Origin of the sequence: Pseudomonas sp. T8, from assembly GCF_024610635.1 — a bacterium.
Taxonomy (GTDB): Bacteria; Pseudomonadota; Gammaproteobacteria; order Pseudomonadales; family Pseudomonadaceae; genus Aquipseudomonas; species Aquipseudomonas chlororaphis_I.
This window is the reverse complement of the sequence record NZ_CP102374.1, coordinates 4,042,888-4,057,302: the sequence shown is the minus strand read 5'-3', so window position 1 is coordinate 4,057,302 and position 14,415 is coordinate 4,042,888. Positions and strand designations below refer to the sequence as shown.

Genomic DNA, 14,415 nt, shown 5'->3' with positions numbered 1-14,415 from the left:
TCAAAAGGCGCGGTAATGCTCGATTTTTCGTTGCGTCAGACTCTGCTGGCACGCTCCGATCTGTTCAGGGGGATGCCGGACACATTGATCCATTATGTGGCCACCCATTCCGTGGAGCGCTCGCTGAGTGACCGGGAGGTGCTCTATCTCAAGAGCGAGGCGCTGGATTTCATCGCGCTGGTCGCCGAAGGGCAGGTGTATTCGGTGATTCATGGCCCGGACGGGCGCGAGCAGATTGTCGGCAGCGCCGGCGTCGGCCAGGTGGTGGGCGAGTCGGCGCTGATCGAGGGCCACGCCCGGGAAACCTCGGCCTTCGCCTGTGGCCCGACCCGGGTGCTGCTGTTGGGGAGGCGGCATTTCCGGGCGCTGTACGACGAGCCGCTGTTCTGGCAGCGGGTCCTGATGCTGCTGATGACGCGCCTGATGAAGGTCCTCGAGTTGCTCGAACTGGTTTGCCTGCACCGCCTGGAGTCGCGGTTGGCGCGGTTCCTGCTGGCCAGTATCGATGACTTCGAGCTGGCCCCGCTGACCTGTGCAGCGGTGCCGCGCAACCAGGGCATCCTGGCCGCGATGCTCAACACCAGCCGGCCGAAGCTGAATGTCCAGTTGCAGCTGTGGCGGCGTTCGGGGGTGATCAGTTGCCAGAGCGGCCGGCTGGTGATCAACGATGTCGAGCATCTGCGGCGCAAGGCTTGCTCGCTGAATTAATTGTTCAACTGTTCCCCAGGTAACAGCGAACGCCTGTTGCGCGATCAGAGACTGTCGGCTCATCAAGGAATGCACAGGGAGTGCTGGCGATGGGATCTTTTCGTGAAGTGGCGGCGGTCGATCGGTTGTTCGAGGCAAGCTGGCGAGCGGTCTACCCCGAGCTGATGCGCCGGGCCAACCGGCGAGCCAGGGGCAACCTGGCATTGGCCCAGGAATGGCTGTCCAACACGGCCGTCAAAGCCCTGCTGTTCTTCAGGCGTTCCCCGGAACGCATCCGAGAGCCGCAGGGTTTTCTGTTTCTGGTGCTGGACCACGTCTTTCTCGACAGCCTGCGGCGCAGCAAGCGCGAAGGGCAGGTGTTCGATCATTCGGTCGACCTTGAGCACGATCACCAGGCCCTGCTCGCCGCGCCTTGCCTGTCGGTGCTCGAGTACGTCGAGCAGTTCGAGCGACTGACGCAACTGGGCAGTCGCGTGGCGCAGTTGCCAGTGCTCCAGCGGCGGTTGTTTGAAATGCGTTTTGTCGAGGAACTGCCGTACCCGCAGATCGCCGCCGAGTTGGGCATCGCCCAGCCCCTGGCGCGCAAGCGCGTGCAGTTGCTGCGCGAGGCGCTGCGCTGACAGCACTTTTGCATTCACAGCCGCGGATGTCGGGCGTTCTTGTTTCATGAGCACCTGAAACCGCCGACGAGTTCACCGCCAGCGCGCCTGCGCTGGCGTCTTCCATCAAGGAGAGATGTATGCCAGAGGTCAACAGCCAGATTACCGACGCGGTAACGCAAACCAACGTCAAGGTGGTGGCGGAGGCGCCGGCCCAGGCCATTGCCTCGCTGTACCAGGTGGCCAGTCATTCGGCGGGGCTGTCCCTGCAGAATGCGGTCAACAGCCAGCAGGCGTTGAATCAGATCTCCAACGCGGTGATCTCCAAGGCTGTGTCGCTGATCATGCAGATCGGCGAGAAGCCTTGACGCCTGGGGAGAGACCTCATGTTCTGGTTCAAGAAAAAACCTGCTGCCACCGCCGAGCCGGAGACTGACGCCACGCCGGCGACCGACCCTGAGGCGGCCAATCCCAAGCCAGGCGATACCGAGCCGAGCAATCCCAAGCCGAGCACTCCCAAAGCCGCTGAGCCTACGGCTGCGGGGCCGCAGGTTGCTGATTCCACTACAAGGGGCACCTCCCCGCCACCCAGCACTCCCGCCAAGTCGCCGCGCACGGTGATGGACCGCATGAACGAGCACATGATGGTCCAGGTCGCGGCGCCGCCGACCGGCAGCACCGATGCGCTGAACAGCCAGATCGTCGAGGCGGTGGAGTTCACCAACGCGCAGACCTTCAGCTATGCCCCGGCGCAGATCGCCATCGCCCCGGACATGATGATCAGCCAGGCCGCCGGCCTGGTCGCGCAATCGGCGGCGGGCTATTTCGACGGGGTCAGCAAGCTGGCGCTGGCGGCCCAGGCGGTATTGCTCGAGCAGATGACGAAAAACATCGTCGAGAACCACCCCGAAAAAGCCGCCGAGGACGCCTTGGGTGCCCTGGCCACCGACCTGCTGGTGGGGGCGGCGGCCGCGGTCGCCGCGGCCGCTGGCGCCCTGGAGGCGACAGCGGCGGGCATCGCCATCGACAAGATCGACGAGAGCATCGCCAAGTACAGCAACACCCTGGCCAATCGCGGCGCGCCGCCGTCCTGATTCACGCCGTCCCGGCGTCATGAGCACCCAGTCCCGGAGCCCCTCCGGGACTGTGCAGCAGCACGTTCAACACGCACTTTTCTTTAATGAGGAGCGACATCATGCAGCCTGGAGATATTGTTTTTTCAGTAGCCCAAGTGGACGACAAGCTGTCCACCAGCATTCCCCGCGCGTTCATTCGCGCGGGGCAGTGGATCAAGGCCAAGATGTTCGGCGACGGTTCGCCGAATGTGCCCGTGGTGCACGCGGCCATCGCGATCAGCGATACCTGTGTGATCGAAAGCGTCGGCAGTGGCATCCAGATGACCGATCTGTCGAGCGAGGCGGTCAAGCGCTCGGCGATGGTCTATTCCTGCGGTGACGACGATCTTGCCCGGGCCGCCGTGGTGGCCGCCGAGCAATTCAACGGCGACGTCGGCAGTACCCAGATCAGTGGCCGCTACAGCGTATGGAACGCGGCGTTGTCGGTGTTCAAGCGCACCCCGTTCACCCCCGAGCTGCAGGCGCGGATCAACGAGTCGGTGGCGATCGGCAACGTCTCGTTCTGTTCGCAATTCGTCGCCAACAGCTACGAGGTCGGCAACCTCTACAACAACGCCAACCTGCTGCCACCGCCGCCCGCGGTCTTCGATACCCGTCCCACCGCCATGACCCCCTGGGACCTGGCCTCGTCCTGCGACAGCGACGGCAAGTTCTACTTCGCCGGTTTCTGGCAGGACGGCATCGAGGTGCGGCTTTAGCGGCGCGGCTCCGTGTCTGAAGGAGGACATCCAGATGCCCCAGGAAAACCAGGACTCGCTCGCGGGTCTCTACCAATTGGCCGACGCGCTCAACCTGAGCCTGTCCGCGGGTGAAAAGCAGATTCTCGAAGCCTGGATGCGCAGTCAGCCGCAGACGGGTGTCATCGACCAGGTGCTCACCCAGACTCAGCACCTGATCGACAACGAGAAGCAGCGCACCAGCGAGTTGATGGCGCAGGCCAAGGCCAGCGAAGGCGCGCTGCAGCAGAGCGCCCAGCAGCGCGAAGCGGTGATTCGCCAGTGGCTGGCGGCCAAGCAACAGGCGGCTGCCGCCGAGGCGGGCGCCAAGCCCGCGCAGGCGCTGACGCCCGAGCAGACCGAGCTGATCCAGCAGGCTGTCAATGCGGCCGTCCAGGCGCGGATGCAGGGGCTGGTCGAGCAGGTCGAGGCGGTGATTTCCCGTCTCGGCCAGCCAGCCGGCGCCCCGGCGGAGCATTGAGCGTTTGCGTATTCACAGCCTGTGTTTTGCCACGTTCATTGATTAACACGGAACCCGCCGTGTACTAACAAAGGAAGTTGAACCATGCCATTAGTCAACGAGCAAATTACCGACGCGGTCACCCAGACCAACGTCAAAGTGGTGGCTGAAGCGCCAGCGATGGCCATGAGCACCATCTACCAGTCCATGGCCCAGGCCACGGCGATCCTGTTCCAGAACTCCGTTTCTGCGCAGCAGCAGCAAAACACCCTGGCCCAGGCGGCCACCAACCAGGGCGTGATGCAGATCTACAGCGTCGATACCACCGCCGGCGCGGCGGCGACCGAAAAAGTCGCCCAGGGCGGCGTGGCCGATAACCTGACCAGCCTGCTGACGATCCTCAAGTCGTTCAACCCTTGATCGGGCGAACGCTAACGGAAGTTGTTCTTTCTTAATAAGGAGTTTCATCTATGAGTACAGTCAGTCCGCAAATCACCGATGCCGTCACCCAGACCAACGTCAAGGTCGTGGCCGAAGCGCCGGCCATGTCGATGGGCACCATCTACCAGTCAATGGGGCAATCCGTAGCGATCCTGTTCCAGAACTCGGTCTCGGCCCAGCAACAGCAAAACACCCTGGCCCAGGCGGCCACCAACCAGGGCGTGATGCAGATCTACAGTGTCGACACCACCGCCGGCGCCTCGGCCACCGAAAAAGTGGCCCAGGGCGGTGTGGGCGACAACCTCACCAGCCTGCTGACAGTGCTCAAGTCGTTCACTTAAGACCTGGCCCTGAGAAAACCCCGCAGCCTTCCGGCTGCGGGGTTTTTTGCGTTTGCGCAACGCCAGCCCAACCCCAATCCCCTGTAGGAGCGAGCGTGCTCGCGATAAAGGACGCCCATTCGACACCCATGTCGACCGTCAGGCCGCCATCGCGAGCAAGCTCGCTCCCACAGGGGGCGTCTGCCCCCAACCGCCGGGGCGGTGTCGTTGATCCGAAAGATTCTGCCAAAGCGGCGTTTTCGTTCTTTTTTTCGAACAGCCTATTGCCCTGTCCCCCGGTTGACCCTAGGATTCGTTTGAGATTTCAAACGCTCTTGTCTGAGAGCCGACCCGCCCGTCTATTCTGATAGGCGCTATTTCTGTGCTTGAGCCCGGTAACAGTTTTTCCTGACGGCAGCCTGTCAAGGCGCCTTTCAACAATCACAATTCGCTCCGCCCCGCGCGGTGCTGTTAAGGAAACCGACATGCAGCTTAAAGACGCCCAGTTGTTCCGCCAGCAAGCCTTCATCGATGGGGCTTGGGTCGACGCGGATAACGGCCAGACCATCAAAGTGAACAACCCGGCAACGGGCGAAATCCTCGGCACCGTGCCGAAGATGGGCGCGGCTGAAACCCGCCGTGCCATCGAAGCCGCCGACAAGGCCCTGCCGGCCTGGCGCGCGCTGACCGCCAAGGAGCGGGCGACCAAGCTGCGTCGCTGGTATGAGCTGCTGATCGAAAACCAGGACGACCTCGGTCGCCTGATGACCCTGGAGCAGGGCAAGCCACTGGCCGAAGCCAAGGGCGAAATCGCCTACGCCGCCTCCTTCATCGAATGGTTCGCCGAAGAAGCCAAGCGCATCTACGGCGACGTGATTCCCGGCCACCAGCCGGACAAGCGCCTGATCGTGATCAAGCAGCCGATCGGTGTGACCGCGGCCATCACCCCGTGGAACTTCCCGGCGGCGATGATCACCCGTAAAGCCGGCCCGGCCCTGGCCGCTGGCTGCACCATGGTGATCAAGCCGGCTTCGCAGACCCCGTTCTCCGCCCTGGCCCTGGTCGAGCTGGCGCACCGCGCCGGCATCCCGAAAGGCGTGCTGAGCGTGGTCACCGGCAGCGCCGGCGACATCGGCGGCGAGCTGACCAGCAACCCGATCGTGCGCAAGCTGTCCTTCACCGGCTCGACCGAAATCGGTCGCCAGCTGATGGCCGAATGCGCCAAGGACATCAAGAAAGTCTCCCTGGAGCTGGGCGGCAACGCTCCGTTCATCGTGTTCGACGACGCGGACCTGGATAAGGCCGTCGAAGGCGCGATCATCTCCAAGTACCGCAACAACGGCCAGACCTGCGTCTGCGCCAACCGCCTGTACATCCAGGATTCGGTCTACGACGCCTTCGCCGAGAAGCTCAAGGCCGCGGTGGCCAAGCTGAAGATCGGCAACGGCCTGGAAGAAGGCACCACCACCGGTCCTTTGATCGACGAAAAAGCCGTGGCCAAGGTCCAGGAACACATCGCCGACGCCCTGGGCAAAGGTGCGACCCTGCTGGCCGGCGGCAAGCCGATGGAAGGCAACTTCTTCGAGCCGACCATCCTGGTCAACGTGTCGAAAGACGCGGCCGTGGCCAAGGAAGAAACCTTCGGTCCGCTGGCGCCGCTGTTCCGTTTCAAGGACGAAGCCGAAGTGATCGCCATGTCCAACGACACCGAGTTCGGCCTGGCCTCGTACTTCTACGCTCGCGACCTGGGCCGTGTGTTCCGTGTGGCCGAAGCCCTGGAATACGGCATGGTCGGCGTCAACACCGGGTTGATCTCCAACGAAGTCGCGCCGTTCGGCGGCATCAAGGCCTCGGGTCTGGGCCGTGAAGGCTCCAAGTACGGCATCGAGGATTACCTGGAAATCAAATACCTCTGCCTGGGCATCTGATACCCGCGCCAAGGCATGGTTTTAAACGCCAGGGGCACGAGAGCGCTGTCCTCTGGCGTGCTGCAAACGCTATTTGAGTAGTGGCCGGGATAGCCGGGGCAGTCGATCATCGCATGCTGCCGCGGTTGCCTCCCCGCCACGTCATCCTTGAACCACGCCGACCGATGAGCGGCGAATGAGGACACTATGAGCAAGACCAACGCATCCCTGATGAAACGCCGTGAAGCCGCCGTACCGCGCGGTGTAGGCCAGATTCACCCGATCTTCGCCGATTCCGCGAAGAACGCCACGGTAACCGACGTTGAAGGTCGCGAGTTCATCGACTTCGCCGGCGGTATCGCCGTACTCAACACCGGCCACCTGCATCCGAAAGTCATCGCCGCGGTGACCGAGCAGTTGAACAAGCTGACCCACACCTGCTTCCAGGTCCTGGCCTACGAGCCTTACGTGGAACTGTGCGAAAAAGTGAACGCCAAGGTGCCTGGCGATTTCGCCAAGAAAACCCTGCTGGTGACCACCGGTTCCGAAGCCGTGGAAAACTCGGTGAAGATCGCCCGTGCCGCCACTGGCCGCGCCGGCGTGATCGCCTTCACTGGCGCCTACCATGGCCGCACCATGATGACCCTGGGCCTGACCGGCAAGGTCGTGCCTTACTCGGCCGGCATGGGCCTGATGCCAGGCGGTATCTTCCGCGCGCTGTACCCGAACGAGCTGCACGGTGTGAGCATCGACGATTCGATCGCCAGCATCGAGCGCATCTTCAAGAACGATGCCGAGCCTCGTGACATCGCCGCGATCATCATCGAGCCGGTACAGGGCGAAGGCGGTTTCTACGTCGCGCCTAAAGAGTTCATGAAGCGTCTGCGCGCCCTGTGCGACCAGCACGGCATCCTGCTGATCGCCGACGAAGTGCAGACCGGCGCTGGCCGTACCGGCACCTTCTTCGCCATGGAGCAGATGGGCGTTGCCGCCGACCTGACCACCTTCGCCAAGTCCATCGCCGGCGGCTTCCCGCTGGCCGGTGTCTGCGGCAAGGCCGAATACATGGACGCCATCGCGCCAGGCGGCCTGGGCGGTACCTACGCCGGTAGCCCGATCGCCTGCGCCGCGGCCCTGGCCGTGATGGAAGTGTTCGAGGAAGAGCACCTGCTGGACCGTTGCAAGGCGGTCGGCGAGCGTCTGGTGACCGGCCTCAAGGCCATCCAGGCCAAGTACCCGGTGATCGGCGACGTGCGTGCCCTGGGCGCGATGATCGCGGTCGAGCTGTTCGAGAACGGCGACAGCCACAAGCCGAACGCTGCCGCCGTGGCACAGGTTGTCGCCAAGGCGCGTGACAAGGGCCTGATCCTGCTGTCCTGCGGCACCTACGGCAACGTCCTGCGCGTGCTGGTGCCGCTGACCTCGCCGGACGAGCAACTGGACAAGGGCCTGGCGATCATCGAAGAGTGCTTCTCCGAGCTCTGATCCCGCCTGTGACCCGATCGACAAAAAGACCCGCTTCGGCGGGTTTTTTTGTGCCGATCGCGGCTGCGCGGTGCATTTGCGTTGTATGGAAGCCTTGGCATTGACTAAGGTGCAAGGGATTGCCCAGGGAGCGTGCTGCATGACTGCTGTGGATTTACCCGCTGTACCGCGAGTGTTGATTGCCGAGGCGGACCCTTGGTCTCGCGATTTGCTCAAGCAAGTGTTGTTGAGTGTACGTTGCGACGCGCGGCTGGATGTGTGCGCCGACGGTCAGGAAGCCCTGCAATTGCTGGCCGAAAACCCCTATGACCTGGTGATCGCCGACTGGGAGTTGCCCGGCGTCGACGGCCTCGGCCTGCTGCGCAGCGTGCGCCAGCGCAAGCGCAACCCGGTGCTGCCTTTTATCCTCATGAGCACCCGCAACGACAGTGCCAGCGTGCGCGAAGCCCTGCCGCTGGCGCCGACGGCCTACCTGACCAAGCCGCTGAACATGGAAGGCCTGACCCAGCGCCTGCAGGACCTGCTGCTGGACGCTGGCCAGGAAGTCTCGTGCGAGGTTCCGACCCTGGCGCCGGGCATGACCCTGTGGACCTTTCTCGAGCGCCGTCGCGAGCTGGCCGACGGCGCGCCGTTGCTCGCCGATGTGCAGCTGGCGGTGAAACGCAGCCTCAACCCCAACGGCCTCGACCTCAAGCTGCTGGAAGAAGAGGTGCGTACCGACCCGCAGATCACCGCGGTGCTGATCGCTGCGGCCAACAGCGCCGCCCAGCACCATGGCAGCGCCGTGCAGACCCTGGCCCAGGCCCTGCATCGATTGGGTACCGGGCAGAGCATGAACCTGATTCTCGGCCTGGCGCTCAAGCGCAGCGCGCGCCTGAGCGACCCGGCCCTGGGCGATTACGCCGAGCGTTACTGGGAGCTGTCGCTGCACACCGCGGAATACGGCCGGACCCTGGCCCGCTTGCTGGACCTGGACCAGGAGCGCTGCTATTGCGCCGGCATGCTGCATCGCCTGGGTGACCTGGCGCTGCTGCGTTGCCTGCAAGAGTGGAAACAGGCCGGCGGCGCGCTGGATGACATGGAAGAGATCGGCGATGCCCTGGAACAGTTCGGCGCGGCCTACGGTTCGGCCCTGCGCACCCGCTGGCGCCTGCCGCTGGAGCTGCGCGAGCTGATTGCCTCGGCCTACCAGCTCGGTGGCGGGGTTTATTCCCGCGAGGCCCTGGTAATGAACCTCTCCGCCCAGCTCGCGCGCCTGCAACCGTCCGAGGGCCTCGAAGAGCTGGCCAACAGCAAGACCGCGCGCCTGCTCAAGATTGGCCTGCCGGAACTGACCCGGCTGCGTAAAAGCTGATACCTCGACCAGCGGCTGGCGCAGCACATCTGTAGCCGCTGCCGAGCCCCGCGAGGCTGCGATCGGCTGCGAAGCAGCCGTAAAGTTCTTCCTGACAAAACGTGAGTTCAGGTTTTGCGAGGACTTCGTCGGAATGCCGCCCACCTCGATCGCAGCCTCGCTGACGCTCGGCAGCGGCTACGGAGTTCCCGTGAGGTCGTCTACCCCGAAACGATCCGGTTCTTGCCCTGGCGCTTGGCCTCGTACATCGCCGCGTCGGCGCGGGCGAAGAGGCTGTCGAGTTTTTCGTCGTCGGCGGTGAGGCTGGTCAGGCCCTGGCTGACGGTGATGCTGAACTGCCCCTCGGCATGGCTGAAGGTCAGGCGCTGGATTTCCCGCTGCAGGCGTTCGGCAACCTGGCGTGCCATGTCCGGGGCGCAGCCGGGGAAGAGGGCGGCGAACTCCTCGCCGCCGATACGCCCGAACAGATCGCCACGGCGCAGGGTGGCGCGGCCGGTCTCGGCGATGCGTTGCAGGACGTTGTCGCCCTCGGGGTGGCCGTAGGTGTCGTTGACCACCTTGAAATCATCGATATCCAGCAACAGGAAGGCCAGCGGCGTGCCTTGCTGGCGCGCCTGCTCGAATTCGCGGTTGGCGCATTCGAAGAAGTGCCGGCGGTTGCTGCTCTGGGTCAGCACGTCGGTGGTGGCCAGGCGTTGCAGCTCGGTTTCCAGGTGCTTTTTCTCGGTGATGTCCTCGGCGAGGCCGACGATGATCACCCGGTCCCCGGGGGCGGCATTGCGATTGATGAAGCACTTGTCGCTGAGCCAGCGGACCTGGCCCTGGGCATCGATGATGCGGTATTCGCGGTCTTCCACCGCGCCTTTTTCCAGCACCTGGGCCAGGGTCCGCTCGGCGTATTCGAGGTCGTCGGGGTAGACGCTGTCGCGCCATTCGTTGGCGTCGGCCAGCAGCAGGCCGGCGGAGCGGCCGAAGATGCGTTCATACGCCGGGCTGACATACAGCACCTGGCGGGCTTCCCAGTCGAAGGCCCAGAGCACGGCATTGACGCTGACCAGCAACGAGCTGAACAGCTGTTCGCGTTCCGTCAGCCGGGCAACCTCGCCCTGGGCGTGCATCAGCGCCATCAGGGTTTGCGCGGCCTCGGGCCACTGGGGCAAAGCGGATGGGAGTTGTGGGTTCTTGTTGACCATCGGCACCGATCTCAAAGCGCATGCCGCTCGGGAAACGAAGCGGCCACAGAAAGCCCGCCTGGATGGCGAAGTGTTGCTTGAGATAGGGGATTGGCGACGAAGTTCCCGGTTTCCGTGGTCTGGGTGCCGGCAGCCGCTGGGCGGTCACGGTGCCGCGGATGACGGGCTGGAACTCAGGGGGCGGCGAGGGTAGCGAAGCCCACCGGCCACGGCAGCTGAGCTTGCCGTGGCGGGTGAACGGGCCAGCGTCAGGTGGTGGCGGGGCGCAGCGAGTAGGTTTTCAGCTGGCTGGCGAAGTCGCGCAGCGATTGGATCCCGCTGGCCTCGGCTTCGTGGACCCAGTCCTTGATCGCCGCCAGCATGTCGTGGCCGTTGGAGCTGGTCTTGGCCCAGATCTGCTGCAGCGCCAGGCGTTTTTCGTAGATCACTTTCAGGGCCTGGCTGTGCTCCAGCATGTTCTGGATGCGCGCATGGTGACGCTCTTCCAGCAGGCTGGTTTCCCGCGACAGCAGGCGCTTGGCGCGGTGGAACTGATGGCGCACCGAGTGATCGACCTTGTCCAGCTCCTGCTTGACCAGCGGTGCGATCACCAGCTTGCGGTACTGCGCCATGATCTGGAAACGGTTGTTGAGGATCGCCATCGCCGTGTCCATGTCCAGGTGGCCCTTGCCTTCGACCCGGTGGGCGATCGGCGCGACACGCTGCACCTTGGCCAGGCGCAGGAAGCTGAACACCTTGATCCAGGCCCAGCCCAGGTCGAACTCCCACTTCTTCACCGACAGCTTGGCCGAGTTGGGGTAGGTGTGATGGTTGTTGTGCAGCTCTTCGCCGCCGACCAGGATGCCCCAGGGCACCAGGTTGGTCGCCGCGTCGCGGCATTCGAAATTGCGATAGCCGACCGCGTGGCCCAGGCCGTTGATCACCCCGGCGGCCCAGAACGGGATCCACATCATCTGGATCGCCCAGATGGTGATGCCGATGGTGCCGAACAGCAGCAGGTCGATCACCGCCATCAGCGCCACGCCGCCCAGCTTGTAGCGCGAGTAGAGGTTGCGTTCGATCCAGTCGTCCGGGCAGTTCTTGCCGTAGATGCGCAGGGTTTCCGGGTTTTTCGCTTCTTCGCGGTACAGCTCGGCGCCTTTGCGCAGCACCGTGGACAGGCCCTTGATCACCGGGCTGTGGGGGTCGTCCGCAGTTTCGCATTTGGCGTGGTGCTTGCGGTGGATGGCGGTCCACTCGCGGGTGTTCTGCGCCGTGGTCAGCCACAGCCAGAAGCGGAAGAAATGTTTCAGGCCGGCGTTGAGCTCCAGGGAGCGGTGGGCTGAATAGCGATGCAGGTAAACCGTGACCGCAACGATGGTCACGTGAGTCATTAACAGGGTGACTGCCACCAGTTGCCAGGCCGACAAGCCAAGAAAACCTTCGTACCACATAGGCTGTAGGGCCCTCGATAAAGAAAAAACAGCAGTCGCATTATCACCAAGCCCACAGAGAAAACCAGTCGCCCTTTCAGATAAGAGTGGCGAGATGTTTCTTCCTCTATAATCCCTAGCTTTCCGTAAGGACATTGACGACCTTATGTCGGTTTCTTCTCGCGACGCTTTGCGCGCAGCCCTGCTCTACCTCTTGTTGTCTGTGTTGTGGCTGCAGTTCAGTGGTCATTTATTGAGCAGTTTCTTCGATGAGTCGAACGATCTGGCGCGCTGGCAACTGATCAACGGGTATCTCTGGGCGCTGGTCAGCGCGGTCCTGATCTTCATCGCACGGGGGCGACTGTTGCGTTTGCTGGGCGCCGACTCCTGGCTGCACCACCAGCGCGAGGACCGCGAGCGTCTGCGCCAGGCGGCCGCGGTGTTCGATTGCACCCGCGAAGGGGTGCTGGTCAGCGATCGCCGGGGCCAGATCGTTCATGTGAACCGCGCGTTCATCGAGATCACCGGCTATCAGCGCGACGAGGTGCTGGGCCGCCAGCCGAGCATGTTCAAGTCCGGGCACCACACGGCGGATTTCTACCAGGCCATGTTCGATTCGCTGAACACCACGGGCGAGTGGAGCGGCGAGATCTGGAACCGACGCAAATGCGGCGAGATCTACCCGCAGTGGCAGACCATCCGCGCCATCCGCGATGACGACGGTCAGCTCAGCCACTATGTCGCGGTGTTCTCCGACATCAGCGCGATCAAGGATTCCGAGCACGAACTGGCCCACCTGGCGCACCACGATCCGCTGACCGACCTGCCCAATCGCCTGCTGTTCACCGACCGCGCCGAGCAGGCCCTGGCGTCGGCGCAGATCCACAAGCGCGGCTGCGCGCTGCTGATGGTCGACCTGGATCACTTCAAGATGATCAACGACAGCCTTGGGCACAATGTCGGCGACCGTCTGCTCAAGGCCGTGGCCCAGCGCCTGCAAGGCATGTTTGGCCCGGGCATCACCCTGGCGCGGCTGGGCGGCGATGAGTTCGCCGTGCTGGTCGAGAGCTGCGCGCAGCCGGGGCAGGCCGCGGTGCTGGCGCAACGCATCATCGACGGGGTGAAGCAGCCTTTCCTGATGGACGAGAATCAGCTGTTCATCAATGCCAGCATCGGCATCAGCCTGTTCCCCAGCGACGCCCTGAGCGCCGAGCAACTGTTGCGCAATGCCGACACGGCGCTGTTCAAGGCCAAGAGCGCCGGGCGCGACAGTTACGCGCTGTACACCGAGGAACTGACGGCCCACGCCCAGCAACGGGTGGAGATTGCCTTCGAATTGCGCCGCGCCCTGGAGCAGCAGGAGCTGCGGGTGTTCTACCAACCGGTGCACGACCTCGCCAGCAGCCGCCTGGTCGGGGTCGAGGCGCTGGTGCGCTGGGAGCATCCACAGCGTGGCCTGGTGCCGCCTGGCGAGTTCATCCCGATTGCCGAACGCACCGGGCTGATCGCCGAGATCGATGCCTGGGTCATGCAGCAGGCGTGTCGGCAGATGTGCCAATGGCAGGCGGAGGGCATGGCGTTGTCCTTCGTCGCGGTGAACGTCTCCAGCCGTCTGTTCGCCCGCCGTGAGCTGTACCAGCAGGTGGCCCAGGTGCTGCACGACACCGGCCTCGACCCGGCCTACCTGGAGCTGGAGGTCACCGAAAGCGCGGTGATGGAAGACCCGGAAGTCGCCCTGGAGCAGATGCATCGCCTGCGCGAACTGGGGCTGCGCCTGGCCATCGACGACTTCGGCACCGGTTATTCCTCGCTGCTGCGGCTCAAGCGCCTGCCGGTGCAGAAGCTGAAGATCGACCAGGGTTTTGTCGCCGGCCTGCCGTGGGACGAAGACGACGCGGCGATCTCCCGGGTGATCATCGCCCTGGCCCAGAGCATGGGCATGCAGGTGCACGCCGAAGGCATCGAACAGGTGGAACAGGCGCGGTTCCTCCTCGACCAGGGCTGCGACCTGGGCCAGGGCTACTGGTTCGGCCGCCCGGTGCCGGCCACGCAACTGGAATGGGGCCGGGTGCCGCAGATCCACTGATTGCCGGACTTGCATCGATTCCACCTGTAGCCGCTGCCGCAGGCTGCGATCGGCCGAGACGGCCGTGGCGCGCGTGAGAACGTAGGAGGACCTGCGGCAGCTTCTGTAGGAGCGAAGCTTGCTCGCGATCAAGGCGCCGCGGTGTATCAGGCAGGCCGCCATCGCGGGCAAGCCTCGCTCCTACAAGAGGTGAGTTGGCGCTGCAATCAGCGCCGATTCCCACGCAACTCCGCGTCAGTTCAAATAATTTCTTCTGGTTATATAAACATTCTTAAATAGTATTTTTAAGAATATCTGCGCCTATCTACTATTGCCCTCACGCCGTAAGCAGTGCCGCCACTGCCAGGCACATCTCATTCAGGAGCAACACCATGAGCGCATCTCTTCGTAGCGTTGACGGCCAGGACGAACAAACCATCTTGCGCGAGATTCAAAGCGCGTTGCGCGACCTGCGTTTCGGCGCGGTGGAAATCACCGTGCACAACGCCCAGGTCGTGCAGATCGAACGCAAGGAAAAATTCCGCCTGCAAAACCCTGGCAATAAACCAAGCTGAATTTCGCACTACCTCTCGCCGCGAGAGGCCCGACTGGACCACCG

At 63.7% G+C, this 14,415-nt stretch carries 15 protein-coding genes; 13 read left to right on the top strand and 2 right to left on the bottom strand.

The features are described from left to right. Window positions 1-15: 15 nt before the first annotated feature. From NRG23_RS18210 to NRG23_RS18160, 11 genes are all read left to right on the top strand, one after another. A complete protein-coding gene (locus NRG23_RS18210; protein WP_160168800.1) occupies window positions 16-708 on the top strand; it encodes a Crp/Fnr family transcriptional regulator in 693 nt (230 codons plus the stop codon). Window positions 709-797: 89 nt separating this feature from the next. Beyond that, window positions 798-1,328 carry an RNA polymerase sigma factor gene (locus NRG23_RS18205; protein ID WP_028681523.1) on the top strand — a complete coding sequence of 177 codons (531 nt, stop codon included), beginning with the start codon at window positions 798-800 and terminating at the stop codon, window positions 1,326-1,328. 119 nt (window positions 1,329-1,447) lie between these two features. After that, on the top strand, window positions 1,448-1,675 hold the full coding sequence (locus NRG23_RS18200; protein ID WP_007930328.1) for a RebB family R body protein: 228 nt from the start codon (window positions 1,448-1,450) through the stop codon (window positions 1,673-1,675). Between the two features lie 18 nt (window positions 1,676-1,693). After that, window positions 1,694-2,401 (top strand): hypothetical protein, encoded by a 708-nt coding sequence (locus tag NRG23_RS18195; protein ID WP_028681524.1) that lies wholly within the window; start codon window positions 1,694-1,696, stop codon window positions 2,399-2,401. Between the two features lie 101 nt (window positions 2,402-2,502). Then, window positions 2,503-3,141: a hypothetical protein gene (locus NRG23_RS18190; RefSeq protein ID WP_009046379.1), complete on the top strand. Its 639-nt coding sequence runs from the start codon at window positions 2,503-2,505 to the stop codon at window positions 3,139-3,141. Between the two features lie 34 nt (window positions 3,142-3,175). Further along, the gene (locus NRG23_RS18185; protein ID WP_009046380.1) at window positions 3,176-3,640 is read left to right on the top strand and encodes a hypothetical protein; all 465 of its coding nucleotides are present in this window, start codon (window positions 3,176-3,178) and stop codon (window positions 3,638-3,640) included. Between the two features lie 84 nt (window positions 3,641-3,724). After that, window positions 3,725-4,039: a RebB family R body protein gene (locus tag NRG23_RS18180; protein WP_009046381.1), complete on the top strand. Its 315-nt coding sequence runs from the start codon at window positions 3,725-3,727 to the stop codon at window positions 4,037-4,039. Between the two features lie 50 nt (window positions 4,040-4,089). Beyond that, window positions 4,090-4,401: a RebB family R body protein gene (locus NRG23_RS18175; RefSeq protein ID WP_009046382.1), complete on the top strand. Its 312-nt coding sequence runs from the start codon at window positions 4,090-4,092 to the stop codon at window positions 4,399-4,401. A gap of 464 nt (window positions 4,402-4,865) precedes the next feature. Next, entirely contained in the window at window positions 4,866-6,308 is a 1,443-nt protein-coding gene (gabD, locus tag NRG23_RS18170) for an NADP-dependent succinate-semialdehyde dehydrogenase (RefSeq protein ID WP_009046383.1), read from the top strand. A gap of 186 nt (window positions 6,309-6,494) precedes the next feature. Beyond that, a complete protein-coding gene (gabT, locus tag NRG23_RS18165) occupies window positions 6,495-7,772 on the top strand; it encodes a 4-aminobutyrate--2-oxoglutarate transaminase (protein WP_009046384.1) in 1,278 nt (425 codons plus the stop codon). Window positions 7,773-7,911: 139 nt separating this feature from the next. Beyond that, complete coding sequence (locus NRG23_RS18160; protein ID WP_009046385.1) at window positions 7,912-9,126, top strand: response regulator; 1,215 nt, start codon at window positions 7,912-7,914, stop codon at window positions 9,124-9,126. Window positions 9,127-9,326: 200 nt separating this feature from the next. Here the strand turns inward: NRG23_RS18160 and NRG23_RS18155 are convergent, their stop codons facing one another. Both NRG23_RS18155 and desA read right to left on the bottom strand, forming a co-directional pair. Next, window positions 9,327-10,319 (bottom strand): sensor domain-containing diguanylate cyclase, encoded by a 993-nt coding sequence (locus tag NRG23_RS18155; RefSeq protein ID WP_009046386.1) that lies wholly within the window; start codon window positions 10,317-10,319, stop codon window positions 9,327-9,329. A gap of 248 nt (window positions 10,320-10,567) precedes the next feature. Then, complete coding sequence (gene desA / locus NRG23_RS18150; protein ID WP_124303343.1) at window positions 10,568-11,752, bottom strand: delta-9 fatty acid desaturase DesA; 1,185 nt, start codon at window positions 11,750-11,752, stop codon at window positions 10,568-10,570. Window positions 11,753-11,897: 145 nt separating this feature from the next. On the opposite strand from desA, the gene dibA reads away from it, so the two are divergent. Further along, window positions 11,898-13,817 (top strand): phosphodiesterase DibA, encoded by a 1,920-nt coding sequence (gene dibA, locus NRG23_RS18145; RefSeq protein ID WP_009046388.1) that lies wholly within the window; start codon window positions 11,898-11,900, stop codon window positions 13,815-13,817. Between the two features lie 371 nt (window positions 13,818-14,188). Further along, window positions 14,189-14,371: a sulfur starvation response protein OscA gene (gene oscA / locus NRG23_RS18140; protein ID WP_009041629.1), complete on the top strand. Its 183-nt coding sequence runs from the start codon at window positions 14,189-14,191 to the stop codon at window positions 14,369-14,371. Window positions 14,372-14,415 lie beyond the last annotated feature (44 nt).